The sequence below is a fragment of the Pseudomonas sp. UBA7500 genome, assembly GCF_002478435.1.
GTDB classification, from domain to species: domain Bacteria; phylum Pseudomonadota; class Gammaproteobacteria; order Pseudomonadales; family Pseudomonadaceae; genus Aquipseudomonas; species Aquipseudomonas palmensis.
Genome location: NZ_DLNW01000035.1, coordinates 53164 through 75721, shown reverse-complemented (window position 1 = coordinate 75721; position 22558 = coordinate 53164). Strand labels below are relative to the sequence as shown.

23 protein-coding genes and 1 pseudogene are annotated in these 22558 nt (G+C 67.4%); 16 read left to right on the top strand and 8 right to left on the bottom strand.

Annotation, left to right across the window (positions count from 1 at the left end):
* Window positions 1-24 precede the first annotated feature (24 nt).
* Window positions 25-522, bottom strand: a complete 498-nt coding sequence (locus B4I46_RS15950; protein ID WP_058541157.1) for an Lrp/AsnC family transcriptional regulator — start codon at window positions 520-522, stop codon at window positions 25-27.
* A 135-nt stretch (window positions 523-657) separates the two neighbouring features.
* Here B4I46_RS15950 and B4I46_RS15945 point away from each other — a divergent pair, with 135 nt between their 5' ends.
* From B4I46_RS15945 to B4I46_RS15895, 11 genes and pseudogenes are all read left to right on the top strand, one after another.
* Entirely contained in the window at window positions 658-1284 is a 627-nt protein-coding gene (locus B4I46_RS15945) for a LysE family translocator (protein ID WP_078481895.1), read from the top strand.
* A 534-nt stretch (window positions 1285-1818) separates the two neighbouring features.
* Window positions 1819-2133: pseudogene (locus B4I46_RS25665) on the top strand (transposase); the annotation flags it as partial.
* Window positions 2134-2220: 87 nt separating this feature from the next.
* Window positions 2221-3759, top strand: coding sequence for a ShlB/FhaC/HecB family hemolysin secretion/activation protein (locus B4I46_RS15935; RefSeq protein WP_088515468.1), 1539 nt, complete (start codon window positions 2221-2223; stop codon window positions 3757-3759).
* A 30-nt stretch (window positions 3760-3789) separates the two neighbouring features.
* Window positions 3790-5595 (top strand): DUF2341 domain-containing protein, encoded by a 1806-nt coding sequence (locus B4I46_RS15930; RefSeq protein WP_286900935.1) that lies wholly within the window; start codon window positions 3790-3792, stop codon window positions 5593-5595.
* Between the two features lie 10 nt (window positions 5596-5605).
* Window positions 5606-6031 carry an ExbD/TolR family protein gene (locus B4I46_RS15925; protein WP_043860333.1) on the top strand — a complete coding sequence of 142 codons (426 nt, stop codon included), beginning with the start codon at window positions 5606-5608 and terminating at the stop codon, window positions 6029-6031.
* Window positions 6032-6039: 8 nt separating this feature from the next.
* Window positions 6040-6714: an energy transducer TonB family protein gene (locus B4I46_RS15920; protein WP_240619904.1), complete on the top strand. Its 675-nt coding sequence runs from the start codon at window positions 6040-6042 to the stop codon at window positions 6712-6714.
* Window positions 6715-6767: 53 nt separating this feature from the next.
* Window positions 6768-8450, top strand: a complete 1683-nt coding sequence (locus B4I46_RS15915; protein ID WP_286900934.1) for a putative porin — start codon at window positions 6768-6770, stop codon at window positions 8448-8450.
* A 24-nt stretch (window positions 8451-8474) separates the two neighbouring features.
* Window positions 8475-9134, top strand: coding sequence for a hypothetical protein (locus B4I46_RS15910; RefSeq protein ID WP_043860179.1), 660 nt, complete (start codon window positions 8475-8477; stop codon window positions 9132-9134).
* A 17-nt stretch (window positions 9135-9151) separates the two neighbouring features.
* Window positions 9152-9628 (top strand): YbjN domain-containing protein, encoded by a 477-nt coding sequence (locus tag B4I46_RS15905; protein WP_043860180.1) that lies wholly within the window; start codon window positions 9152-9154, stop codon window positions 9626-9628.
* On the top strand, window positions 9625-10581 hold the full coding sequence (locus B4I46_RS15900) for a peptidylprolyl isomerase (protein ID WP_058541152.1): 957 nt from the start codon (window positions 9625-9627) through the stop codon (window positions 10579-10581). Before B4I46_RS15905 ends, B4I46_RS15900 begins: the two co-directional genes overlap by 4 nt.
* Window positions 10582-10635: 54 nt before the next feature.
* Complete coding sequence (locus B4I46_RS15895; protein WP_088515436.1) at window positions 10636-11604, top strand: LysR family transcriptional regulator; 969 nt, start codon at window positions 10636-10638, stop codon at window positions 11602-11604.
* Between the two features lie 53 nt (window positions 11605-11657).
* On the opposite strand, the gene B4I46_RS15890 is transcribed toward B4I46_RS15895, so the two are convergent.
* Complete coding sequence (locus B4I46_RS15890; RefSeq protein ID WP_286900931.1) at window positions 11658-13283, bottom strand: methyl-accepting chemotaxis protein; 1626 nt, start codon at window positions 13281-13283, stop codon at window positions 11658-11660.
* Window positions 13284-13410: 127 nt separating this feature from the next.
* The gene (locus tag B4I46_RS15885) at window positions 13411-14322 is read right to left on the bottom strand and encodes an AraC family transcriptional regulator (protein ID WP_043860183.1); all 912 of its coding nucleotides are present in this window, start codon (window positions 14320-14322) and stop codon (window positions 13411-13413) included.
* 106 nt (window positions 14323-14428) lie between these two features.
* Between B4I46_RS15885 and B4I46_RS15880 the strand changes: the two genes are divergently transcribed.
* The 5 genes from B4I46_RS15880 to B4I46_RS15860 are packed head-to-tail and all read left to right on the top strand — an operon-like array spanning window position 14429 to window position 18870.
* Window positions 14429-14989, top strand: coding sequence for a carboxymuconolactone decarboxylase family protein (locus B4I46_RS15880; protein WP_043860184.1), 561 nt, complete (start codon window positions 14429-14431; stop codon window positions 14987-14989).
* A 51-nt stretch (window positions 14990-15040) separates the two neighbouring features.
* Complete coding sequence (locus B4I46_RS15875; protein WP_058541149.1) at window positions 15041-16108, top strand: acyl-CoA dehydrogenase family protein; 1068 nt, start codon at window positions 15041-15043, stop codon at window positions 16106-16108.
* On the top strand, window positions 16105-16953 hold the full coding sequence (locus tag B4I46_RS15870; protein ID WP_043860186.1) for an ABC transporter ATP-binding protein: 849 nt from the start codon (window positions 16105-16107) through the stop codon (window positions 16951-16953). Before B4I46_RS15875 ends, B4I46_RS15870 begins: the two co-directional genes overlap by 4 nt.
* On the top strand, window positions 16919-18118 hold the full coding sequence (locus tag B4I46_RS15865; protein ID WP_286900930.1) for an ABC transporter substrate-binding protein: 1200 nt from the start codon (window positions 16919-16921) through the stop codon (window positions 18116-18118). Before B4I46_RS15870 ends, B4I46_RS15865 begins: the two co-directional genes overlap by 35 nt.
* Window positions 18118-18870 (top strand): ABC transporter permease, encoded by a 753-nt coding sequence (locus B4I46_RS15860; RefSeq protein WP_058541148.1) that lies wholly within the window; start codon window positions 18118-18120, stop codon window positions 18868-18870. Before B4I46_RS15865 ends, B4I46_RS15860 begins: the two co-directional genes overlap by 1 nt.
* A gap of 69 nt (window positions 18871-18939) precedes the next feature.
* On the opposite strand, the gene B4I46_RS15855 is transcribed toward B4I46_RS15860, so the two are convergent.
* The 5 genes from B4I46_RS15855 to B4I46_RS15835 form a co-directional block, all read right to left on the bottom strand.
* Complete coding sequence (locus tag B4I46_RS15855; RefSeq protein ID WP_054916071.1) at window positions 18940-19770, bottom strand: AraC family transcriptional regulator; 831 nt, start codon at window positions 19768-19770, stop codon at window positions 18940-18942.
* Window positions 19767-20090, bottom strand: coding sequence for an AzlD domain-containing protein (locus B4I46_RS15850; protein ID WP_054916070.1), 324 nt, complete (start codon window positions 20088-20090; stop codon window positions 19767-19769). The genes B4I46_RS15855 and B4I46_RS15850 overlap by 4 nt, the downstream gene beginning before the upstream one ends.
* Window positions 20087-20785: an AzlC family ABC transporter permease gene (locus B4I46_RS15845; RefSeq protein WP_043860191.1), complete on the bottom strand. Its 699-nt coding sequence runs from the start codon at window positions 20783-20785 to the stop codon at window positions 20087-20089. Before B4I46_RS15845 ends, B4I46_RS15850 begins: the two co-directional genes overlap by 4 nt.
* A gap of 83 nt (window positions 20786-20868) precedes the next feature.
* On the bottom strand, window positions 20869-21555 hold the full coding sequence (locus tag B4I46_RS15840) for a hypothetical protein (protein ID WP_043860192.1): 687 nt from the start codon (window positions 21553-21555) through the stop codon (window positions 20869-20871).
* A gap of 36 nt (window positions 21556-21591) precedes the next feature.
* Complete coding sequence (locus B4I46_RS15835) at window positions 21592-22545, bottom strand: LysR family transcriptional regulator (RefSeq protein WP_078480214.1); 954 nt, start codon at window positions 22543-22545, stop codon at window positions 21592-21594.
* Window positions 22546-22558 lie beyond the last annotated feature (13 nt).

Here is a 22558-nt window from a genome sequence, read left to right as displayed (position 1 = left end):
GGTGGGCCGGTCGTTGCTACCCGCTTACCGCCCCAGGTGCCCCAGCGGCAGCGCCCCCTGCGGCTTGATCGTCTTGATTGCGAAGTTGCTGCGGATATCCCGGATCCCCGGCAGCTTGAGCAGCGTGTCGGTCAGGAACCGCTCATAGCCGCGCAGATCCGGCACCACCACATGCAACAGGAAATCCGACTCGCCCGACACCAGAAAGGCGCTGACCACCTCGGGCAGGGCCAGCACGGCCAGGCGGAAATTTTCCGCTTCGACCTCATGGTGCCGCTCGACCTTCACCCCCACGAACACCGTCAACCCCAGGCCGACTGCCTCGGCTTCGAGGCTGGCATGGTAGCCGCGGATCACCCCGGCTTCTTCCAGCAGCCTCACCCGTCGCAGGCACGGCGAAGCCGACAGCCCGATCTCTTCGGCCAGTTGCACGTTGGTGAGGCGCCCGTCGCGCTGCAGTGCGCCAAGGATGCGTTGGTCGTAACCGTCCAGCTTGGGGTAGGTTGGGTCGTGGTTTGGCATAAGTGGCCTGTGGCTAGGTATTGAATTGGTACATCCTGCCAATAATAGCCCCGTTGCGGGCGCATAACGCAAGCACCTGCCTCGACCTTCCGGCATAGAATTTTCACTCTGTTGCCCCAGCCTGAGGTCGTTGAAATGGACGAAAAACTGCTCTACCTGACTGCCCTGACGATGATCTACCTGATGCCGGGCCCGGACATGATCCTGCTGCTGCAGACCGGTGCGCGCCAGGGGCGGCGGGCGGCGCTGGCGACCGTGCTGGGGCTGGCGGTTGCCCGGGCGTGCCACGTGACCCTGGCCGCCGTCGGGCTGGCGACGCTGTTCAAGGTACTGCCCTGGACGTTCGAGGTGGTCAAGTACACCGGGGCGGCCTACCTGCTGTGGCTGGGGGTGAAGATGTTCAGGCCCGTGGCGGGTGCAGTGCAGGGCCCGGGGGGTGCAGCGGTACGTGGCACGTGGAGGGCGGCGATAGCGCAGGGCTTTCTGACCAACCTGCTCAACCCCAAGGCCTTGCTGTTCTGCTCGGTGCTGTTGCCGCAGTTCATCCACCCCGCACAGGGGGCGGTGGGTGAGCAGTTCGCGCTGCTGGGGCTGGTGCTGGTGGTGATGGGGATGATGTTCGATGGGGTGTATGCACTGGCCGGCGGGTGGGTCGGGCGCCAACTGGAGCAGCGCGCGCTGGCGCAGAAGGTTCAGCAGTGGGTGTTTGGTGGGCTGCTGGTGGGGTTTGCGGTTCGGTTGGTCTGGGTGCAGCAGGGGTGAGGGGCGGGCGGTTGGGGCGGGCCCGGCAGGCGCCAGTCGATGAAGTAGTTGTGGCGCTCTTCAAACCGAGCGCCGCGCAGGCGGCGCACGACCCTGAGGGCGCTGGATAGCCCAAGCCCTGCATCTCTCTTCATGAAGCTTTGGTGACAAAAGTTCGGTAGCAAAGCGCCACCCCCGTCATGGGTATGTGCAGTCACTGCGCAGCCGCACAGGGACGAAGGGAGTGGAGCGATGGGAACCATGGAACGCTACGCAAAAGTCGGAATGCAGGAACTCGATCAACGCCTGGCGAAGATCGTCGAAGCCGCGCGCAAGCAACCGGTGTCGGTGTACCGCTACGGCGCACCCTGGGTGTGGATCGTGTCCCAGGACGACTGGCAAAGCGCGCTCAAGGAAGTCTCCAGCTGCATCCCGCCAGGCCATTCGCTGGTGATGCTCAAGCCCAGGGTCGAGGAACTGCTGGCCGCCCACGCGCAGGAGCTGGCCGACCTGGCCCGGCGCAACGCGATGAGCATCGCCCCGCACACCCTGATGCACCTGCTGCTGTTGCAGCTGCTGTATTCGGTCCCCAGCGAAAAACAACTCTACGAACAGCTCAACTACAACCTGCTGTTCCGCTGGTTCGTGGGCCTGGAACTCAAGTCGCGGGTGTGGAGCTTCAACCTGTTCAGCCACGATCTCAACGCACTGCTGGCCTGCCAGCAGGCCACGCGCCTGCTGCAGTCGATCGTCAACGAGGTGTGCAACGCGGGCCTGGCGCAGATGCCCGAGTTCAGCCTCAACCTGGCCCAGCTGCACAGCTGGCTGGCCCGCCACGCCGGTCACGGCGGCGCAGACAACCATTTATAAGACACGGCCCTGGGCCAGACGGATTTCCTTGAACGAGGGGGCGGTGTGGAGCATTTGTTTTTCAACGGGTGGCGAGCCGGCGCAGTGATGCTGCTGGCCCTGGGAACCCACCACGCAAGCGCCGAACAGGCCGAGCGTCGCGTCGATATCAACGAGTACGTGGTGCGCGGCAACACGGTGCTCGATGCCCGCGCCATCGAGGAGGCGGTGTACCCCTACCTCGGCCCGCAGAAGACCCTGGTGGATCTGGAAGGCGCCCGCGAGGCCCTGCAGAAACGCTATCAGGCGCTGGGCTATCAGTCGGTGTTCGTCGAGCTGCCCGAGCAGCAGGTCGAAGGCGGCGTGGTGTACCTGCAGGTCAGCGAAACCAGGGTCGGCCGGGTACGAGTGGTCGGCGCCAGGCATTACTCGCCCGTGGAGATCCGCGAGCAGGTGCCGGCCCTGAGCGAGGGCCAGGTGCCGGACTTTGCCAAGGTCCAGGGCGAACTGGCCGCACTCAACCGCGGCCCCGGGCGCCAGGTGATGCCACTGGTGCGCGAAGGCCAGCGCCCCGGCACCCTGGACGTCGACCTGCAGGTCGAAGACAAGCAGCCCTGGCACGCCAGCATCGGCCTGAACAACGACTACAGCGCCGACACCAGAAAGCTGCGCAGCGTGGCCACCGTGGGCTACAACAACCTCTGGCAACTGGGTCACAGCGTGTCGCTGACCTGGTTCACCGCCCCCCAGGACACCGACAACGCGCAGGTGTGGTCCGGTTCATACAGCGCGCCCCTGAACCCGCGCTGGACCCTGCAGGCCAGCGGCTACAAGTCCGACAGCAGTGTGGCCACCGTGGGCGGCAGCAACGTGCTGGGCAAGGGCCATTCCTACGGGCTGTCGGCGATCTACTCACTGGTGCCGGACGGCAACTGGGCCAACTCGTTTTCCGTGGGCATCGACTTCAAGGACTTCGACGAGCAGGTCGAACTGGGCGGCGAGCGCGATACCGTGCCGCTCAAGTACGCACCGATCACCCTGGCCTACAACGGCTTTCGCTATACCGAAGCCTCGCAGCTGGGGCTGGGCCTGAGCCTGGTGGCCGGCACACGCCGGCTGTTCGGCTACGGCAGCGACGACGAGGCCTTCGACTACAAGCGCTACCGCGCCGACTCCAGTTTCGCCGCGCTCAAGGGCGATGCGAACTACACGTTCACGTTTGCCGGCGACTGGCAGAGCGCAACCAAGCTGGGCTTTCAACTGGCCTCCGGGGCCCTGGTGTCCAACGAACAGTTCGCTGCCGGCGGCGCCACCTCGGTGCGCGGCTACCTGGCCGCCGAACGCACCGGCGACGACGGCCTGCTGTTCTCCCAGGAACTGCGCACGCCCTCGCTGGGCCGCTACGTGGGCAGCTACATCAGCGACTGGCGCTTCTATGTGTTCGCCGAAGGCGCGCAGCTGTCGCTGCAGGACCCGCTGCCCGAGCAGGACGACCACTTCAGCCTGGCCAGCGTCGGCCTGGGCACCCGCGCCACCCTCAACGACTGGCTGTCCGGCAGCCTGGACTGGGGCCTGCCGCTCAAGGACGGCGCGAACACCGAGAAAAACCACTCGCGTCTGCACTTCAGCGTACAGGCAACCTTCTGACCCCATCGGCATCGACCCTGGAGACATTCCATGCAACGCCTCATCTTGACCCTGCTCATTTGCCTGGGCTTTGCCCTGCCGGGCAGCGCCAGTGCCTGGTGGCAGGACGACTGGCAGTTCCGCAAGCAGATTTCCGTCGACACCACGCCCCAGGGCGCGGCGCTGACCCAGTCGCTGGGCCGCACGGCACTGCTGGTACGCCTGCACACCGGCAATTTCAGCTTTGACGGGGTCAATGAAAACGGCGCGGACATCCGCTTCGTGGCCAGCGACGACAAGACCGTGCTCAACCACCAGATCGAAAGCTTCGACCCGCTGATGGGCATGGCGCTGATCTGGGTCGACGTGCCGGACGTGCAGGGCGGCCAGCGCCAGGACCTGTGGATGTACTACGGCAACCCCAAGGCGCAGCCGGCCAATGCGCAACCGGCCTTCGATGCCGACTACACCCTGCTGATGCACTTCGACGGCGCCGCACCGCGTGACGCCAGCCCCTACGGCAACCAGGCCCAGGGCAGTGCGGCGAGCATCGAGGGCATCATCGGTCGCGCCATCCAGTTCAACGGCCAGCCGCTGCTGCTGGCACCCAGCCCGTCGCTGCAACTGCCGGCTGGCGCTGCCTTCACCTTCAGCGCCTGGGTACGCCAGGACCAGCTGCTGGGCGATCAGTTGCTGCTGGCCCGCCATGAAGGCGAAAACCGCCTGCTGCTGGGTGTGAGCCAGGGCCTGCCGTTCGTCGAGGTCAACGGCCTGCGCAGCGCTGCCGGCCAGGTGCTCGATGCCGGCCAGTGGCAACACCTGGCGCTGGTGGGCGAGGGCGGTACGCTCAGCCTGCTGGTGGACGGGCGCCAGGTCGCCAGCCTGACCGCGGCGGTGCCGGCGTTCAATTCGACCCTGGCCATCGGCGCCGACCTGCCGCCGGCCGAGGGTCAGCCGCCCGGCGCCTATGTACCGTTCGTGGGGGCGATGGACGAGCTGCGCCTGTCGCGCATCGCCCGCGCCGTGCCGGTGCTGCAGGCCGACGCGCTGGCCCAGGGCACCGAGTCGCGCCTGGTGGTGTACGGGGTGGATGAAGAGCAGTCCGGTTTCGGTTTCGGCAGCCTGGGCTTTCTGCTCAAGGCGGTGCCGCTGGACGCCTGGATCATCATCGCGGTGCTGGTGCTGATGATGGTGCAGTCGTGGGTGATCATGCTGCGCAAGAACCGCACCCTCAACCACGTCAGCCAGGCCAACCGGCTGTTTCGCGAGCAGTTCGCCAATATCGGCACGCGCCTTGAGATGTTCGCCGACGACACCGCCCTGGGCGAGCGCCTGACGCACTCGTCGCTGTGGCGCCTGTACCTGGTGGCGGTCAAGGAGATCCGTACCCGCCGCGCCCAGGGCTTCGACACCTCGGCGGTGTCGGCGGCCACCATCGAGGCCATTCGCTGCTCCATGGACGGGGTGCGCACCCGCGAGAACCAGGCGCTGGGCTCGAAGCTGTCGAGCCTGTCCAACGCGATTGCCGGCGGCCCTTACATCGGCCTGCTGGGCACCGTGCTGGGGATCATGGTGGTGTTCCTGGGCACCGCGATGGCCGGTGACGTGAACATCAACGCCATCGCCCCCGGCATGGCCGCGGCGTTGCTGGCCACCGCCATGGGCCTGTTCGTCGCGATCCCCGCGCTGTTTGGCTACAACCGCCTGATCACCCGCAACAAGGAGGTCAGCGCCGACATGCGCGTGTTCGTCGACGAGTTCATCACGCGCCTGGCCGAGCTGCATGGCGAAGGCCAGGCCGGCGAGGCCAGCCACCGGCGTGCTGCCCACGCTGCCCACCCGTCCGTACCGGCCTGAGGAGAGCGCCATGGCAGCCATGAATGCTTCCCACGACGATGACGACGACGCGGCCGTCGACAGCATCAACGTCACCCCGCTGGTGGATGTGCTGATGGTGGTGCTGGTGATGTTCATCCTCACCGCCACCGCGCAGGTGTCGGGCATCCAGATCCAGCTGCCCAAGGCCAGTGCCTCGGTGTCGCTGTCCCAGCCCAAGACCAAGGCGATCTCGGTCAACGATGCCGGGCAGGTGTTTCTCGACGCCTACCCGGTGACCCTGGCCGAACTGGAAGAGCGCCTGCGCAGCGAGAAGGCGCGCAGCCCGGACTTCCCGATCATCGTGCGCGGCGACGCGGCGGTGCAGTACCAGAAGGTGGTCGAGGTGCTCGACCTGTTGCGTCGGCTGGAGCTGGCCCAGGTCGGGCTGGTGACCGGCAAGCCGAACCAGGGTTGAGGATGCCCATGAACCAGAAGTTCGATAGCCGGCGCCTGCTCAAGTGGGGCGTCGTGGCACTGGTGGGCGCGGGCCTGGCCTGGTTGCTGTGGCAGTGGGCCAACGACATGAGCGGGGTGCGCCGCGAGGCACCGAAGATCCCCGCGATCATTCCGCTGCCGCCCCCCCCACCGCCGCCGCCCCCCGAGCCCCCCAAGGAACCGGAGCCGCCCGTGGAAGAGAAGATTGTCGAGCCGCAGCCGGTGCCCGAGGCCGAGGAGGTCAAGCCGGCCGAGGAGGCGCCGCCGAGCCCGGCCGATGACATGGCCAACCCGATGCAGATCGACGGCGATGCACAGGCGGGCGGGGACGCTTTCAACATCGGTGCCGGCAAGGGCGGCGGCATGGCCGGCGGCGGTGGCGGGCTGGGCAGCGGCAGCTACGGCCAGTTCCTGGCGTATGCCTTCCAGCGCCTGCTGCGCGACAACCCCGAGCTGCGCAACCTGACCTTCAACCTGCAGGGCGATGTTTGGCTCAGCGAAACCGGCGAGGTGACCCGCGTCGAGCTGGTGCGCTCCAGCGGCGATGCCGCGGTGGACGCCCAGGTGCTGGCCGCGTTGCGCGCCGCCCCGGCCATGACCCAGCGCCCGCCGGCGAGCCTGACCCTGCCGGTGCGTATCGCCTTGCAGGGGCGCCGCGGATGAACCCGGCGCCCGATCCCTACGACGCACGACTTACCAACAGGAGCGGTAAATCCATGATGTGCTCAGTGAACCGATTGACCCTGGCAGTCGGCCTGGTGGTCGCCGCGGCGGTCGGTCCGGCCGTGGCGCAGACCCCGGCGCCGTCGCAGAACGCGACGATCAACCTGATCCGCCTGCTGGTGCAGCAGGGTGTGCTCAAGCAGGACCAGGCCCAGGCCCTGATCGACCAGGCCGAAAGCGAGGCGGTGCAGGCCCGCGCCAGCGTGGCGGCGGTGCCGGCGGCCAATGGCGAGGTGCGCGTGCAGTATGTGCCGGCCATCGTGCGCGACCAGATCCGCGACGAGGTCAAGGCCGAGGTGATGGCCCAGGCCAAGCAGGAGAACTGGGCCGCGCCCAACACCTTCCCCGACTGGGCCTCGCGCATCAGCTTCGATGGCGACGTGCGCCTGCGCGACGAGTCGCGCTACTTCTCGGGCAACAACAGCAACCAGATCATCGATTTTGCCAAGCTCAACGCCGACGGCCCCTACGACGTCAACCCCAACAACGGGCGCAACCTGCCGCCGCTGCTCAATACCCGCGAAGACCGCGAGAACCTGCTGCGCCTGCGCGCGCGCCTGGGCCTGAAGGCGGTGCTGTCGCCGAGCTGGACGGCGGGTATCCGCATCGGCACCGGCAGCGACAACGGCCCGGTGTCCACCACCCAGACCCTGGGCGGCGGCTTCGGCAAGAAGGACCTGTGGCTCGACCAGGGCTACCTGAGCTGGGTGGCCAGCGAGCGCGTGACCCTGACCGGCGGGCGTATCGCCAACCCGTTCATGTCCACCGACATGCTGTATTCCAACGACCTCAACTTCGACGGCGTGGCGGCCCTGTTCAACCAGCCGCTGAGCGACAGCCTGAGCCTGTTCGGGACCCTCGGCGCGTTCCCGGTGGAGTACAGCGCCGACACCGCCAGCAGCAACGGGCTGGACAAGGAAAGCAGCGACAACAAGTGGCTGTACGGCGCGCAGCTGGGCGCCAACTGGCAGATCAACGACAGCAACCGGCTCAAGGGCGCGCTGGCCTACTACCGCTTCGACGACATTGTCGGCGAGCGCTCCGGGGCATGCGAGCCGTGGAACGGCGACCCTGGCTGCGACAGTGACGGCAGCCGCCCGACCTTCATGCAGAAGGGCAACACGCTGTTCCTGCTGCGCGACATCACGCCCAACCCGGCCAACCCTGCCGCCACCCCGCAGCCGCAGTTCGTGGGGCTGGCATCGGAGTTCAACCTGCTGGACCTGAACGCGGTATGGGACACCGAGCTGCCGCACGACTTCAAGCTGCGCAGCCAGGCCAACTACATCCACAACCTGGCCTACGACGAAGGCGAGATGCGCAAGCGTTCGGCCGGCCAGTTGGCCAACAACCTCGACAGCGACGGCAACATCAAGAGCGGTGCCAATGCGTGGATGGTGCAGTTCACCCTGGGCAACGCGCTGGAGCTGAAAAAGCAGGGCGACTGGAACCTGTTCGCCGGCTACAAGCACATCCAGCCCGATGCCTTGCCCGACGGCTTCAACGATTCCTCGTTCCACCTGGGCGGCACCAACGCCAAGGGCTACATCCTCGGTGCCAACTACGGCCTGGACCAGAACGTGTACGCCACGGCGCGCTGGATGAGTACCGAGGCGGTCTACGGCGCGCCGTTCGATATCGATGTGCTACAACTTGAAGTCAACACGCGCTTCTAGCAGGCGCGCACAGGGAGAAAGAGCATGAACAAGCGAGCCTATCGGGCCTGTTGTTCGTACCTGCTGGTGGCGTTGGGCGTGAGCTGGGCGGGGGTGGCTGCGGCCGAAGGCATGGAAGAGCGCCTGCGCACCCAGCTGCGCAGTACCACCCAGCAGTTGCAGGCGCTGCAGAGCGAACAGGCGCAGGCTTCGGCGGCGCGCCAGAGCGCCGAGCAGCAACGCGATGCGGCCCAGGCCCAGGTGCAGCAACTGACCGCGCAACTGGCCCAGGCCCGTGGCCAGGCCGAGCAGCTGCTGGGCCAGCAGCAGGCCCTGCACGGCCAGGCGCAGGCGCTGGTGGCCAGCAGCAACGCGCAACTGGGCAAGTACAAGCAGGCCTACGACGAGCTGCTGGGCATGGCCAAGGCCAAGGAAGCCGAGCGTGCGCGCCTGGCCGCCAGCCTGGCCGAGCGCGAGCAGCAGGTGCTGGCGTGTTCGGCAAAGAATCAGCAGATGTACGGGGTCGCCAAGGGGATCCTTGCGGCCTACGAAAAGATCGATGTGGCGGATGTGATGAAGATGCGCCAACCCTTTGCCGGGGGCGCCCGGGTGAAGTTCGAGGAACTTGCCCAGGCCTACGGCGATCAGCTGTACCAGACCCAGTTCGATGCCGCGCAGGGCGGCAGCAAACCGCAAGTCAATTGACACAAGGAAGCGAAGCCATGAGCGACAACCAACTGATTGAAACCGTCAGCGCCGACTCTCTGACCACCCTGTTGCAGGATGCAGGTTGCCGAGTCAATCGCAGCGAGCAGAATGCCGTGGTGCAACTGCTCAGTGCCAGCCAGGGCGTGGGCTATGCGGTGCGCTTTGGCAACCGTGCCGAGCGCGAGGGCGAGTTCCTCGACTTCACCTACAGCTGCGCCCTGCGCATCCAGGGCGAGCTGCCGGCCGGGCTGGCCGAACGCTGGAACGTGTCGCGCCGCTTCGCGCGGCTGTCGGTGCAGGGCGAGTTCCTGGTGATGGAGATGGACGTGATGGTGGCCGACGGCGTCAGCCACAAGCACCTGCTGGGCAGCCTGGTGCTGTGGGACCGCCTGCTGCAGGAGTTCATCGTGTACCTGCGCGACTACAGCCGCAACGTGGCCCAGGTGCAGGACGAGGCGGTGGCCGGGGCTGAAGCGGTGAGCGCTTCGTGACTCGACGTACGCTGTGGGCCGGCGCGGGCGCGCTGGCCGTTCTGGGCGTGGCAGTGGTGTTGGCACTGCGCACGGGGGATGACCCGGTGGCAGCCAGCGCGAAAGCGCCGGCGGTTGCCGCTGTGGCGAGCGATGCGGGGCCGGCGCTGGCGCGCCTGGGCGACCAGCAGGTCAGCGTGGAGGAGCTCAAGGCGCTGTTCGCCAAGCTGCCGGCGCCGGCGCGCGAGGAACTGAGCGGCAATCGCCAGGCCCTGGAGGGCTGGATTCGCTCGCGCCTGGCGGAAAAGGCGCTGTACCAGCAGGCCCAGGCCCAGGGCTGGTCGGAGCGTCCCGATGTGCAGGCGCAGACCCATGCGGTGGTGGAGCAGATCGTGCTGCGCGACTACCTGAACTCGGTCAGCCAGGTACCGGCCGACTACCCCAGCGAGGCTGAACTGCAGGCGGCCTACGAGAACGGCAAGGCCAGCCTGCAACTGCCCACGCGCTATCACCTGAGCCAGATCTTCCTGGCGGTGCCGGACGAGCAGTCGGTGGCACGCGTGCGCAAGCAGGCGCTGGCCCTGAGCAAGCAGGCCCAGGCTGCCAATGCCGACTTTGCCGCGCTGGCCAGGGCCAACTCGCAGGACCGCGAGAGTGCGCAGCGTGGCGGCGACAGTGGTTTGCAGCCGCTGAGCCAGTTGCTGCCGCAGGTGCGCGATGCGGTGCCGCAGCTCAAGGAAGGGGCGGTGAGCGAGCCATTGCAGAGTGCGGCGGGCTTTCACATCGTCAAGCTCATCGAGGTGCAGCCGCCGCGTGTGGCCAGCCTGGACGAGGTGCGCGACAGCCTGCGTGACCTGTTGCGGGCCCAGCGCCAGGAACAGGTGGCCCGGGCCTACGTGGACGGCATGTTCAACAGCGCGACGCTGAGTATCGATGGCGCTGCGCTCAATCAGGTCATGGACGCCAGCCGCTAGGCGGCGCCGATCAAGGAAGAGCGGGCCCTGGCCGGGGCCCGGCAGGAGGCGAGGATGCCGATGTTCGATATGCCGCACTACGTGCCCGATTATCCGCCGGCCGAGCCGCTGGCCAAGGTGCGGGCCGGGCTGGGCTGGGTGCAGGACGAGCAGATGCTCAGCTGTTTTCTGGCCAGTGCGCGGTGCGGCTGCTTCATGCAGGCTGCGCGCAGCCTCAACCTCAAGTCCACCCTGTTGCGCAAGAAGCTGGCGCAGCTGGAAGCGCGGGTGGGGTATCCATTGTTCGTCAACCGCGGCCATGCCCTGGTGCTCAGCCGCGAGGGGCGCCAGTTGCAGGCGTTGCTGCAGTCGAGCCTGAGCAGCAAGCCACAGGCCATGACCGCGCTGGATGCGCCGGTGCTGGTGCGCCTGGCGGTGGCCGAGCCGATCATGCAGGACATTCTGGCGCGCAACCTGGTGGCCTTCGTGCGCCAGAACGCCGGGATCCGCCTGGACGTCAGCGGCCTGGATGCACAGGGATTGGCGCAGGCCGATGTGGTGCTGTGGCTCGATGACGAGGCGGGCAGCGTGCCGCTGCCGGGGTTTGCCGGCGAGGCGCCGACGCGCCTGGCGCAGCTGGAGTATCACCCGCACATTGCCAAGCGCTATTCGCGCGAGAGCAACCGGCCGGTGTGCCGGGACGACCTGCGCGACTACATGCTGGTGCAGTGGCAGGGCGAAGCCCAGGTGGCGGCGCTGGCGCCGTGGAACCGCCTGTTGAACGAGCGCGAGGCGGGGGTGACGCGGGTGCCGGGCTACGACCTGTTCAGCCAGTTGATCAAGTGCAGCGCGTGCATCGGCTTGCTGCCGCATTATGCGGCGCAGCTGGACCGTGGCCTGCTGGCATTGCCGGGGTTGCTGGAGGCGCCGATGCGCCGCACGGTGTGGCTGGCGGTGCATGAGCGTGCGGCGCAGGCGGCGTTGGTGCAGGTGCTGGTGACCATGATCCGGGCCGCGTTCGAGGAGCGTCGGGAGTGGTTCTGAAGGGGCGCGGTGCCCTGTAGGCGCCGGCTTTGCCAGCGAACCGGCGCCGCACCTCAGACGATAAAACGCGTGACCAGCGTGGTCAGTTGCGTGGCCAGCTGCGACAGCGCATGGCTGGCGACGCGGGTCTGCTCGGCGCCCGCCGCCGAGCGGCCCGACAATTCACGAATGTTCAGCAGGTTGCGATCCACCTCGCGGGCCACCTGGGCCTGCTCTTCTGCCGCGCTGGCAATCACCAGGTTGCGCTCGTTGATCTGGCCGATGGCCGTGTAGATGCCCTCCAGCACCTGGCCTGACGCCTGAGTGATGCCCAGCGTGGACTGCGCGCGGCCGGTACTGGCCTGCATCGAGTCCACCGCCGCCTGGGTGCCCTGTTGCACGCTGTTGATCATCTGCTCGATTTCCTGGGTCGATTGCTGCGTGCGGTAGGCCAGGGTCCTGACCTCATCGGCCACCACCGCAAACCCGCGCCCGGCCTCGCCGGCACGCGCCGCCTCGATGGCGGCATTGAGCGCCAGCAGGTTGGTCTGCTCCGACACTGAACGGATCACCTCCAGCACCGTGCCGATCTCGCGGATCTGCACCGCCAGCTGTTGCAGGCGCTCGCCGCTGATCGCCACTTCGCGAGCCATGGCCTGGGTGCCGTCGATGTTGTCGGCGACCTGCTGGCGGCTCTGTTCGGCCAAGGCATTGGAGGCACTGGCCGCCTGGGAGGTGGACACCGCATTGCGCGCCACTTCCTCGACCGCCGTGGTCATCTCGGTAACCGCCGTGGCGGCCTGTTCCAGCTCCTGGTCCTGCTGGCGCAGGCTCTGGGTGCTCTGCTCGGTCACGCTGTCCAGGGCCTGGGCGGCGCTGGACAGCTGCGTGGCGCAGGCGGTGATCTGCCCCAGGGTATCGCGCTGGCTGTGCTGCATGCGCGCCAGTTCGGCGAACAGCTGGCCGATCTCGTTGTGGCTGCGCACCGTCACCGGCACGCTCAGGTCGCCCCCGGCAATACGCTGAAAATGCACGCCGGCCTCGCGCAGCGGGCGCAGCACACGGGCGACGATAAAGGCCCAGCACACGGCGGCCAGCACCAGGGTCAACAGCCCCAGCAGCACGCTCAGCCACTGGGCCGTGGCCAGGCGCTGGTCGGACTCGGCCATGATCTGCCGGCTGCGCTCGGCCAGGGCTGCCACCAGTTGCTGGCGCAGCGCCTGCAGGGTACGCATGGCGTTGCCGGCATCCACGTTGACGGTGAAGTAGTCGTCCAGCGAGCCCTTGAGCGTGGCGGCGCGCTGCCCGGCCACGGCGTTGGCATAGTCGGCGAAGGTGCGCTGCAGGTCCTGGGCCAGGGCCTTTTGCGCCGGCTCATGGGTGTTGGTGACGAAGGCGTCGACCAGCGCCTGGCTGTCGCCCAGCAGCTTTTGCGACATGGCCAGGCGCGCCTTGGCACTGTCGAGGTGGCCGCCTTGCTGCTCGATAAAGCCCGACGACACGTTGGCACTGGCGCGAATCGCCATCAGCAGCGCGTTGTTGAGGCGGTCGGACTGCTGGGCGGTCTGGTCCAGCTCGTTGATCTGCGCGTCGCTGCCCACCGCCGCCCGCCAGGCGCTGACGGTGGAAAACAGCAGGGTGGCGCTGAACAGCAGCAGCACCCAGAACATTCCGGTGCGGATCTTGAGGTCGGCAAGCATGCGGGCATTACTCCTGGCAGTAAAAAATACCCCCACTCTGTGCGGTGGGTAGGCTGCTATCGGAGGCGCGGCGCATGACTTTAGGGGGCGACGACGGGTTCTGTTCGATTACCGCACAGCCTTTGTTTCAGCGGCCCTCGTGCTGGCGGCGGTAGGCGCCGGGCTGCACGCCGATGGCCTTGCCGAACGCCCGGGTGAAGGCGGCGATGGACTGGTAGCCCACCGCTGCGCAGACCTGTTCGACGGTGTTGTTGGCCTTGAGCAACTGGCAGGCGTGACGCATGCGCAGCGCCAGCAGCACCTGGCCCGGCGACTGGCCGGCCAGCTCGTTGAAACGCTTGAAGAAGGCCGAGCGCGACAGCCCTGTGCAGGCGGCCATGCTCTCCAGCGACCAGGGCTGTTCGGGGTGTTCGATCAACTGCTCCAGCAGCGGGGCGAACGCCGGGTGACGGGCCAGGGCGACCAGGCCGCCAAGGTCCTGGTTGTCGCTCACCTGCTGGCGCAGCACGTACAAGAACAGCAACTGGCTCAGGCGCTCCAGCAGGGTGGAGGAGGGTGCGGGGGTGCGCTGGCATTCCTCCAGGATCAGCTCGAACAGCGCCCGCGCCGCCTGCAGCGACGGGTCGCCGGTGCGCAGGATGATCCAGTCGGCCAGCGACTCGGCCATCAGCGACGACAGCCCCGGCTGGAAGTGAAAGAACCCGCACACCAGCCCCACGCCATCCGCCGCCTGGCTGTCGAGTGCCTGCATCGGGATGCGCGGCTGGCAGCGCGCGGTGTCGCTGTCGGCGCTGTCGGACAGGCGATAGGGCAGGTCGCGCAGCAGGAACACCGCCTCGCCGGCCTCCAGCCGCTGCGGCTCGGGCTGGCCGTCGATGTGCAGCCAGCAGTGGCCCTGCACCACCACATGAAAGCTGGCCCGGGCCAGGCCCTGGGTGCTGGCGTGCCAGCCACCGCAGTAGCGCCCCACATGGAACAGGCTGGCGTCCAGTTCCAGACGCTCTAATAACCAATCGACCAAAACGCTGGAAGAAATCATCTAATGGAAACACTCAGGAGCAAGTAATCGCGACTATAGAATATGGATCGGTTTTCTTATAACCAACAGACTTGGCGAACACCTTCAGTATGCAGGAGACCACGCCATGTCACGCATCACTCTACACACCGTGCAAAGCGCCCCGGAAGCCGCGCGCCCGTTCCTGGAGAACGCGCAGAAGAATTCCGGCTTCATTCCCAACCTGCTGGGCGTGCTGGCCAACGCGCCGGCCGCGCTGGAAACCTATGTGACGGTTTCGGCGCTCAATGGCAAGGCCGAGCTGAGCCTGGCCGAGCGCGAAGTGGTGCAGCTGATTGCCGCCACCCAGCACGGCTGCGACTTCTGCGTGGCCGGCCATACGGCGGTGGCGCTGAACAAGGCCAAGCTGCCCGAAGAAGTGGTGCAGGCCCTGCGTGCGCGCGGCGAGTTACCATCGCCCAGGCTCGAAACCCTGGCCAAGTTTGCCCGCGAAGTGATTGCCACCCGTGGCAATGTGAGCGATGCCACCTACGCTGAGTTTCGCGAGGCCGGTTACACCGAAGGCCATGCCCTGGAAGTTATCCTGGGGGTGAGCCTGGCCACGCTGTGCAATTTCGCCAACGTGTTTGCGCGCACGCCGCTCAATGACGAGCTGGCCAAGTATCGCTGGCAGGCCGACGCTCAGTGAGCCCCGTGGCGCCAGTGTGTGGCTGGCGCCCTGTTCTAAGGAGGAAAGAACATGCTTGATCCCGTATTGCAGCACTGGCTGGAGGCCAATGCCGAGGCGCTCGACCAGGGCCGGTGCGACCCGCAGCAGGTGCTGGGGCAACTGGCCGCAGCCAAGGTGCTGGGTGTGGGTGTGGACCCGCGTCAGGGCGGCAGCGGCGCCAGTGTGGCCGACGCCGTGGAAACCGTGGCCAGCGTTGCCAGCTATTCGCTGGCCGCCGCCTTCGTGTTCTGGGGCCAGCGGGCCTTTATCGAATACCTGCTGCACAGCCCCAACAGCGCCCTGCGCGAGCGCCTGCTGCCGTCGTTGCTCAGCGGTGAGCTGGCCGGTGCCACCGGGCTCTCCAACGCAATGAAGTTTCTGTCCGGCATCGAGTCGCTGCAGGTCAGCGCCACGGCGCGCGGCGAGCAGGGCTGGGCGCTCAACGGGCGCCTGCACTGGGTCACCAACCTGCGCAAGGGCGGCTTCGTGGTGGCGGCCGCCATCGACCGCGCCGAAGGCGGTGCACCGTTCGTGGTGGCGATCCCCGACGGCATCGCGGGGGTGCAGCGCTCCCCCGACCTGCAACTGATGGGCCTGCAGTCGAGCAATACCGCCGCGCTGGATTTCGATCAGGTGGCCCTGGGCCGCGACTGGCTGCTGCATGAGGATGCCCGGCAGTTCCTGCCGGCGGTGCGCCCGGCGTTCCTGGGCCTGCAGTGCGGCATGGCCATCGGCCTGGCCCGCCGCGCCTTGCAGGAAGCGCAGGGGCACCTGCAGGGGGTGCGTTCGGTGCTGGCGCAAACCCTCGAGGCGCAGCGCGAGCTGCTGGCCGATGTGGTGAGCGAGCTCAAGGCCGGCCTGCTCGACGGGCGCTTCCTGGGCAACCCGGCGTCGCTGTTCAAGGTGCGCATCAGCCTGGCCGAGATCGTTGGCGAGGCGCTGCAACTGGAGCTGCAGGCCAGCGGCGGCAAGGCCTACCTGAGCGAGTACGGCGCAGGCTTTGCGCGGCGCTGGCGCGAGTCGGCGTTCGTGCCGATCGTGACCCCGAGCCTGGTGCAACTGCGCGCCGAGCTGCAACGCCAGGCACGCGCAGCATGAGCAAGGTGGTACTGCAGGCCCGCGGTATCAGCCTGGGCTACGCCCGCGAACAGGGCTGGCAAACCCTGCTCGAAGGCTTCGACCTGGACCTGGCGCCGGGCGAAGTGGTGTCGATCCTGGGCCCCAGCGGGGTGGGCAAGTCCAGCCTGCTGCGGGTACTGGCCGGCTTGCAGGCGGCGCGCGATGGTCGCGTGAGCCTGCTCGGCGAGCCGCTGGACGGCCCGCATCCACGGGTGGCGGTGGCGTTCCAGGACCCCAGCCTGCTGCCCTGGCTGAGCCTGGAAAGCAACGTTGCCTTCGGCCTGGATTTCGCTCGCCAGCCGCGTTTGGCCAAGGCCGAGCGCGAGGCGCGCATCGACCATGCGATCGCCGCCGTGGGCCTGCAGCATGCACGCCAGCATTACCCGGCGCAGTTGTCCGGCGGCATGGCCCAGCGCACCGCGCTGGCGCGCTGCCTGGCGCGCCAGCCCCATGTACTGCTGCTGGACGAGCCCTTTGGCGCGCTGGACGAAGTGACCCGCGCCGACATGCAGCAACTGCTGCTGAGCGTGATCGCCGAACACGGCACCGCTGCGGTGCTGATCACCCACGATATCGACGAGGCCCTGCTGTTGTCCGACCGCATCCTGCTACTGGGCGACCACCCGGCGCGGACCCTCGGCCAATGGCCCATCGACCTGGCGCACCCGCGTGAGCAGCAGGTCGAGGCGCTGGGCGCGTTGCGCATCGAGATTCTCAAGACCCTTCGGCGGGCGAGCCGCACCCACACTTCCCCAACCGATTCTTTGCCTACGCCGTCGGAGACTGCCCATGTGCCTGGACGACTTCACCCACACTCGTCGTGATTTTCTCAAACTCAGCGCGGTGCTCAGTGCCGCCGGTGCGATGCCGCTGCTGAGCAGCCTGCAGGCGCGTGCCGCCGCCGAGCCGGATGCGCCGGTGCGCATCGGCTACCTGCCGATCACCGACGCCACGCCGCTGCTGGTGGCGCACAACAACGGCCTGTTCGAGGCCGAGGGCATCAAGGCCGAGCGCCCGGTGCTGCTGCGCAGCTGGGCGCAGGTGATCGAGGCGTTCATTTCCGGGCAGGTCAACGTGATCCACCTGCTGTCGCCGATGACCGTATGGGCGCGTTACGGCAGCAAGGTGCCGGCCAAGGTGGTGGCCTGGAACCACGTGGGCGGCTCGGGGCTGACCGTGGCCCCGGACATCACCGAGGTGAAGCAGCTGGGCGGCAAGACGGTGGCGATCCCGTTCTGGTACTCCATTCACAACGTGGTGGTGCAGCAACTGTTCCGTGATAACGGCTTGCAGCCGGTGTCGCGGGCGGCGGCGGCTGCGGTGGCGGCCAACGAGGTCAACCTGGTGGTGCTGCCGCCTTCGGACATGCCGCCGGCGTTGGCCAGCAAGCGCATTGCCGGCTACATCGTCGCCGAGCCGTTCAATGCCCTGGCCGAGGAACTCAAGGTCGGGCGCGTGCAGCGCTTTACCGGGGACGTGTGGCGCAACCATGCGTGCTGCGTGGTGTTCATGCACGAGCACGACCTGAACAACCGCCCCGAGTGGTCGCAGAAGGTGGTCAACGCCATCGTCAAGGCCCAGCTGTGGACCCGCGACCACCGCGCCGAGGCGGCGCAGATTCTGTCCAAGAGCGGTGCCAACCGCTACACCCCGCATGCCCCCGAGGTGCTGGGCCGGGTGCTCACGCCGGCTGCCGACAGCCGCGAACAGTATGTGCAGAGCGGGGCGATCCGGCATGCGCAGTGGGACGAGCAGCGCATCGACTTCCAGCCGTACCCGTTCCCCAGCTACACCGAGGAACTGGTGCGCCGCCTCAAGGACACCCTGATCGAAGGCGACAAGGGCTTCCTGGCCGCACTGGACCCGCAACAGACCGCCCGCGACCTGGTGGATGACCGCTTCGTGCGCAACGCCATCGGTGCCGTTGGCGGGCTCAAGGCCTTCGGCTTGCCCGACAGCTTCGAGCGCAGCGAGGAGTTCGCGGTCTGATGGTCAAGCCAGTCAAACACGCGGCCCTGGGTATCGCCGGGCTGCTGGTGCTGTTGTTGCTGTGGTGGGGTGGGATCGTGCTGTTCGGCGGTGACGGGCTGGCCTTGCGGTTTGCGCCGCAGGCCACCTTTGCCAGCCTGCTGGAGCTTTTGGGGCATGCCGAGCTGTACGAGCATGTGGCGGTGAGCCTCAAGCGCATTCTGGTGGGGTTGGTGCTGGCGTTGCTGGTGGGCGTGCCGCTGGGTTTGCTGGTGGGCAGCTACCGGCGCCTGGACGCGGCGACCACCCCGGCGTTCCAGTTCCTGCGCATGATCTCGCCGCTGTCGTGGATGCCGGTGGTGGTGATGCTGATGGGGGTGGGTGATGCGCCGATCTACTTCCTGCTGGCGTTTGCCGCGTTGTGGCCGATCTTGCTCAACACGGCGGCGGGTGTGCGTCAGCTCGACCCGCGCTGGTTGCAGTTGAGCCGCAGCCTGAGCGCCACGCGCTGGGAGACCTTGCGCAAGGTGATCCTGCCGGGGGTGGTGGGGCATGTGCTGACCGGCGTGCGGCTGGCCATCGGCATAGTGTGGATCGTGCTGGTGCCGTGCGAGATGCTCGGGGTGAGTGCGGGGCTGGGGTATTTCATTCTGGATACCCGCGACCGGCTGGCGTACTCGGAGCTGATGGCGATGGTGCTGGTGATCGGGGTGCTGGGCTTCATGCTGGATGCACTGGCGCGAGGGCTGCATCGGCGCTGGGTGCATGGGTGAGGGGCTGACCCCTTCGCCGGCAAGGCCGGCTCCTGCATTGGCTCCAGGTCGTGGGGGCAGCCCGGCACCTTACACCGAACACGCCCGCCGATACTCCCCCGGCGTCACGCCATACGCCTGCTTGAATTGCCGGTTCAGATGACTCTGGTCCGAATACCCCAGCGCAAACGCAACGTTGAACGGCAGGCAATCAGCCTTGAGCAATTCCCGCGCACGGCTCAGCCGGCGCTGCTTGAGCCAGGCATGCGGCGGCAGGCCGGTAGCCTGGCGAAACACCCGGGCAAAATGAAACGGCGACAACCCCACCGCAACCGCCAACTCCTCCAGCGACGGCGGGTAGGCCAGCCGGCTTTCCATCAGCTCCTTGGCCCTGGCCACCGACTGCGGCTCCTGCCCCGGTGCCCGCGCCTCGCGCGCCCCGGCATGACGCTGCACCAGCAGCAACACCGCCTCGCGCCACGCGGTCTGCTGCTCCAGCGCACTGGCGCCATGCTCGGCCAGGCTGTGCAAGCCACTGAAGGCACGCGCCAGCTGCGGGTCGTGCAGCACGCTGGCCTTGAAGATGGGCAGGCCGCCGCGCTTGAGCTCCAGCTCGTCCAGCACCGAGGTGATGCGCTCCTGCTCGGGGTAGTAGCCACGGTAGCGCCAGCCATGGGCATGCGCCTTGGCACCGGTGTGCAGCTCGTCCGGGTTGATCAGCACCATGCTGCCCTCGGGCGCCAGGTGCTCGCTGCCACGGTGCCAGAAGCGCTGTGCACCGGACTCGATGATGGTGATCACGTAGCCTTCGTGCACATGCGGGGCGAAGCGCTGCTGCACGTAGCGCGCATGCAGCATCTCGATGTCGCCCAGTGCCTGGGCCTGCCACAGGCGGGTCTGTTCACGCAGCACGGTTTTCATGGGGCGCCGTTCAACCACCAGCGCAGCACGAAGAACAACCCCATGCTCAGCAACATGCTCAGCAGCACGCTGCGGGTCCACAGCACCAGCACGACGGCCACGACCGCGCCCAGCAGGTAGGGGTTGGCCAGGCTCAGGTCGAGCTGGTGGTCAGGCATGAACACGATCGGCCCGCAGATGGCGGTGAGCATGCCTGGCACGGCAAACCCCAGGAACTGCCGCGCATTGGAACTCAGGCGCAACGGCAGGCGGGGTTCGAGAAAGGCGTAGCGGTTGAGAAACACCAGCAGGCCCATGGCAACGATCAGCAGCATGATCATGTGCGTGCTCCGGTCAGTTTCTGGCAGATGAAGCCTGCGCTCATGCCCAGCAGCCCGGCCAGCACCAGCGCGGTTTCCCAGTGCCAGTAGCTGAACAGCACCGAGCTGAACAGGGCCACCGCCACGCACACCACAGTGGCCAGGTTGCGTACCAGCGGCGCGATCAGCGCCACGAAGGTGGCGACGATGGAGAAGTCCAGGCCCAGCTGGTCCAGGTGCGGGATGTTGCGCCCCAGCACGATGCCGGCCAGGGTGAACAGGTTCCAGGCAATGTAGAAGGTCAGGCCCACGCCCAGCGCGTACCAGCGGTTGAACTGCTGGCGGTCGTACTGGCTGGTGAGGGCGAAGAATTCGTCGGTCAGCAGAAAGCCCAGGCCCAGCCGCCAGCGCAGCGGCAGGTCGGCGATCACCGGGCGCATCGACAGGCCGTACAGCAGGTGCTGGGAGGTCAGCAGCAGGGTGGTGAGCAGGATCGAGAACAGGTTGGCGCCGCCCTTGAGCATGCCGATGGCCACCAGTTGCGCGGCGCCGGCGAACACGATGGCCGACAGGCCCTGGCCTTCGAGCGGGGTGAGGTTGGCCTCGATGGCCATGGAACCGGCCAGCAGCCCCCAGGGGGCCACCGCCAGCGACAGCGGCAGGCAGGCGATCGAGCCTTGGATGTAGGCAGTGCGGGCAACGGCAGAACGGGACATGACAACACACGCTTGGGGTCGGTTGCACAGGATGCCAGAGCCGTGGGCGCTTGCCTTGTACGATCTTGCGGTGCCCGCGTACTTCAGCGCTGGCTGGTGAGGCGTCGCTGCGCCGGCAGGCAGCCATTGATGTCGACGGCCTTCTGGTAGTAGGTAAGGCGCTGGCCCGGGTCGATGGTGCCCAGCAGGCGGTAGACCTCGGCCTGGAAGTCACGCTGGCGCCCCCACTGCATGTTCAGCCCCTGGGGCTGCTGGCGATTGCATTCCAGGCGCACCGCCGGCTGCGGGTAATAGGGGGCGTACAGGGTGTTGTTCAGCGGTATGCGTTCCAGCGCCTGGCGGTAGTCGGCGCTGTCGCTGAAGGCCGGGCACCAGGTGGTGATGCCCAGGGCGGCCGGGGCGAAGCCCTGGCGAATGCTGGCTTCGAGCAGCGGGCAGGCGGACCTGGCGATGTCGTTCTGCGGCAGGTAGGTGATGTAGAACAGCGCCAGGCGGTACTGCGCCACCGGGTGGTCGAGTTCGGCCGCCTTGCGCAGCAGCGCCACCGCCGGTTCCAGGATGCGCCCCAGCGCCTCGACCTCGCCGATCAGCTCCTGGTCGCCGGGCTCGGGGGTCAGTGGCAGGGCACGGCTGCGTGCATCGGCCTGCTCCAGAAACGGCAGGGCCTGGCGGTACAGCAGGTCGGCGTGGGGGTCGATGCGCACCTCATCGGCCAGGGCCAGGGCGGGCAGCAGACAGAGCAGGCTGATGTAGCGACAGGCAGAAAACACGTTAACGTTCCATCCGCGAAAAAAGGGCAGCGCTGGTCATGTCGGTATCCGGCTATCCATGGTTGGGTGGGGCTCCTGGGTCGGCATTCTAGCGGTTGGCGGCACCGGGGCAAACAGCCGTTGCTCCATGAAGTCGATGAATACCCGCAGCTTGGGCGACATCTGTCGCCCCGATGGCCACAACAGGTACAGACAACCGCCGTGGTCCAGGTGTTCATCCAGTACCGTCACCAATTCGCCGCGTTCCAGTTGCTGGGTGATGGTGAAGTCCGGCAGGCAGGCGATACCGTGGCCGCGCATGGCAAAGCAGATGCGTGTTTCCAGGTGGTTGCACACCATCGACACCGGCACCTCGTGGTCGGCGCCGTTGTCGGCGCGGCGCAGTGGCCAGCGCTGGAGTTTGCCGGTGGTCAGGAAGCGGTAGTGCAGCCCGGCGTGACGGGCCAGCTCGCGGGGATGGCGCGGTGTGCCGTGCTCGGCGAAGTAGGCCGGCGAGCCCACCAGCACATGCCGGAAGTCGCCCAGGCGGCGGGCATTGAGACGCGAATCGGAGGGTTCGCCGGCCCGCAGTACCACGTCGAAACCTTCGCCGACGATATCCACCATGCGGTCGCTGAAGTCCAGGTCCAGTTCGATCTGCGGGTACTGCCCGATGAAGTCGCTGAGCAGCGGCACGATCATGCTGCTGACCTGGGGCAGGCTCACCCGCAGCTTGCCGCGCGGGGCCTGGCTGGCCTGGGACAGCTCGGCTTCGGTGGCTTCGATTTCGGCCAGGATGCGCCGGCTGCGCTCCAGAAACAGCGCGCCCTCGGCAGTGAGGGTGATGCTGCGGGTGCTGCGGTGGAACAGGCGTACCGCCAGCCGGCTCTCCAGCCGCGCCACGCGCTTGCCCACCGCCGAGGCGCTGACCCCCAGGGCCTTGCCGGCGGCCACGAAACTGCGGGTTTCGGCCACTTTCACAAACACCACGAAGCCGCTGAGGCTGTCCATGGTCGTTCTCCGA

Bases quoted from the DNA above. Each gene is read 5' to 3' on its own strand.
- B4I46_RS15845 (WP_043860191.1), bottom strand. From the start codon at position 20,785: ATGTCCCGTTCTGCCGTTGCCCGCACTGCCTACATCCAAGGCTCGATC.
- B4I46_RS15910 (WP_043860179.1), top strand. From the start codon at position 8,475: ATGAACAAGCGAGCCTATCGGGCCTGTTGTTCGTACCTGCTGGTGGCG.
- B4I46_RS15860 (WP_058541148.1), top strand. From the start codon at position 18,118: ATGGTCAAGCCAGTCAAACACGCGGCCCTGGGTATCGCCGGGCTGCTG.
- B4I46_RS15875 (WP_058541149.1), top strand. From the start codon at position 15,041: ATGCTTGATCCCGTATTGCAGCACTGGCTGGAGGCCAATGCCGAGGCG.
- B4I46_RS15925 (WP_043860333.1), top strand. From the start codon at position 5,606: ATGGCAGCCATGAATGCTTCCCACGACGATGACGACGACGCGGCCGTC.
- B4I46_RS15885 (WP_043860183.1), bottom strand. From the start codon at position 14,322: ATGATTTCTTCCAGCGTTTTGGTCGATTGGTTATTAGAGCGTCTGGAA.
- B4I46_RS15930 (WP_286900935.1), top strand. From the start codon at position 3,790: ATGCAACGCCTCATCTTGACCCTGCTCATTTGCCTGGGCTTTGCCCTG.
- B4I46_RS15945 (WP_078481895.1), top strand. From the start codon at position 658: ATGGACGAAAAACTGCTCTACCTGACTGCCCTGACGATGATCTACCTG.
- B4I46_RS15865 (WP_286900930.1), top strand. From the start codon at position 16,919: ATGTGCCTGGACGACTTCACCCACACTCGTCGTGATTTTCTCAAACTC.
- B4I46_RS15880 (WP_043860184.1), top strand. From the start codon at position 14,429: ATGTCACGCATCACTCTACACACCGTGCAAAGCGCCCCGGAAGCCGCG.
- B4I46_RS15950 (WP_058541157.1), bottom strand. From the start codon at position 522: ATGCCAAACCACGACCCAACCTACCCCAAGCTGGACGGTTACGACCAA.
- B4I46_RS15890 (WP_286900931.1), bottom strand. From the start codon at position 13,283: ATGCTTGCCGACCTCAAGATCCGCACCGGAATGTTCTGGGTGCTGCTG.
- B4I46_RS15905 (WP_043860180.1), top strand. From the start codon at position 9,152: ATGAGCGACAACCAACTGATTGAAACCGTCAGCGCCGACTCTCTGACC.
- B4I46_RS15870 (WP_043860186.1), top strand. From the start codon at position 16,105: ATGAGCAAGGTGGTACTGCAGGCCCGCGGTATCAGCCTGGGCTACGCC.
- B4I46_RS15915 (WP_286900934.1), top strand. From the start codon at position 6,768: ATGATGTGCTCAGTGAACCGATTGACCCTGGCAGTCGGCCTGGTGGTC.
- B4I46_RS15835 (WP_078480214.1), bottom strand. From the start codon at position 22,545: ATGGACAGCCTCAGCGGCTTCGTGGTGTTTGTGAAAGTGGCCGAAACC.
- B4I46_RS15855 (WP_054916071.1), bottom strand. From the start codon at position 19,770: ATGAAAACCGTGCTGCGTGAACAGACCCGCCTGTGGCAGGCCCAGGCA.
- B4I46_RS15850 (WP_054916070.1), bottom strand. From the start codon at position 20,090: ATGATCATGCTGCTGATCGTTGCCATGGGCCTGCTGGTGTTTCTCAAC.
- B4I46_RS15895 (WP_088515436.1), top strand. From the start codon at position 10,636: ATGCCGATGTTCGATATGCCGCACTACGTGCCCGATTATCCGCCGGCC.
- B4I46_RS15920 (WP_240619904.1), top strand. From the start codon at position 6,040: ATGAACCAGAAGTTCGATAGCCGGCGCCTGCTCAAGTGGGGCGTCGTG.
- B4I46_RS15935 (WP_088515468.1), top strand. From the start codon at position 2,221: ATGCTGCTGGCCCTGGGAACCCACCACGCAAGCGCCGAACAGGCCGAG.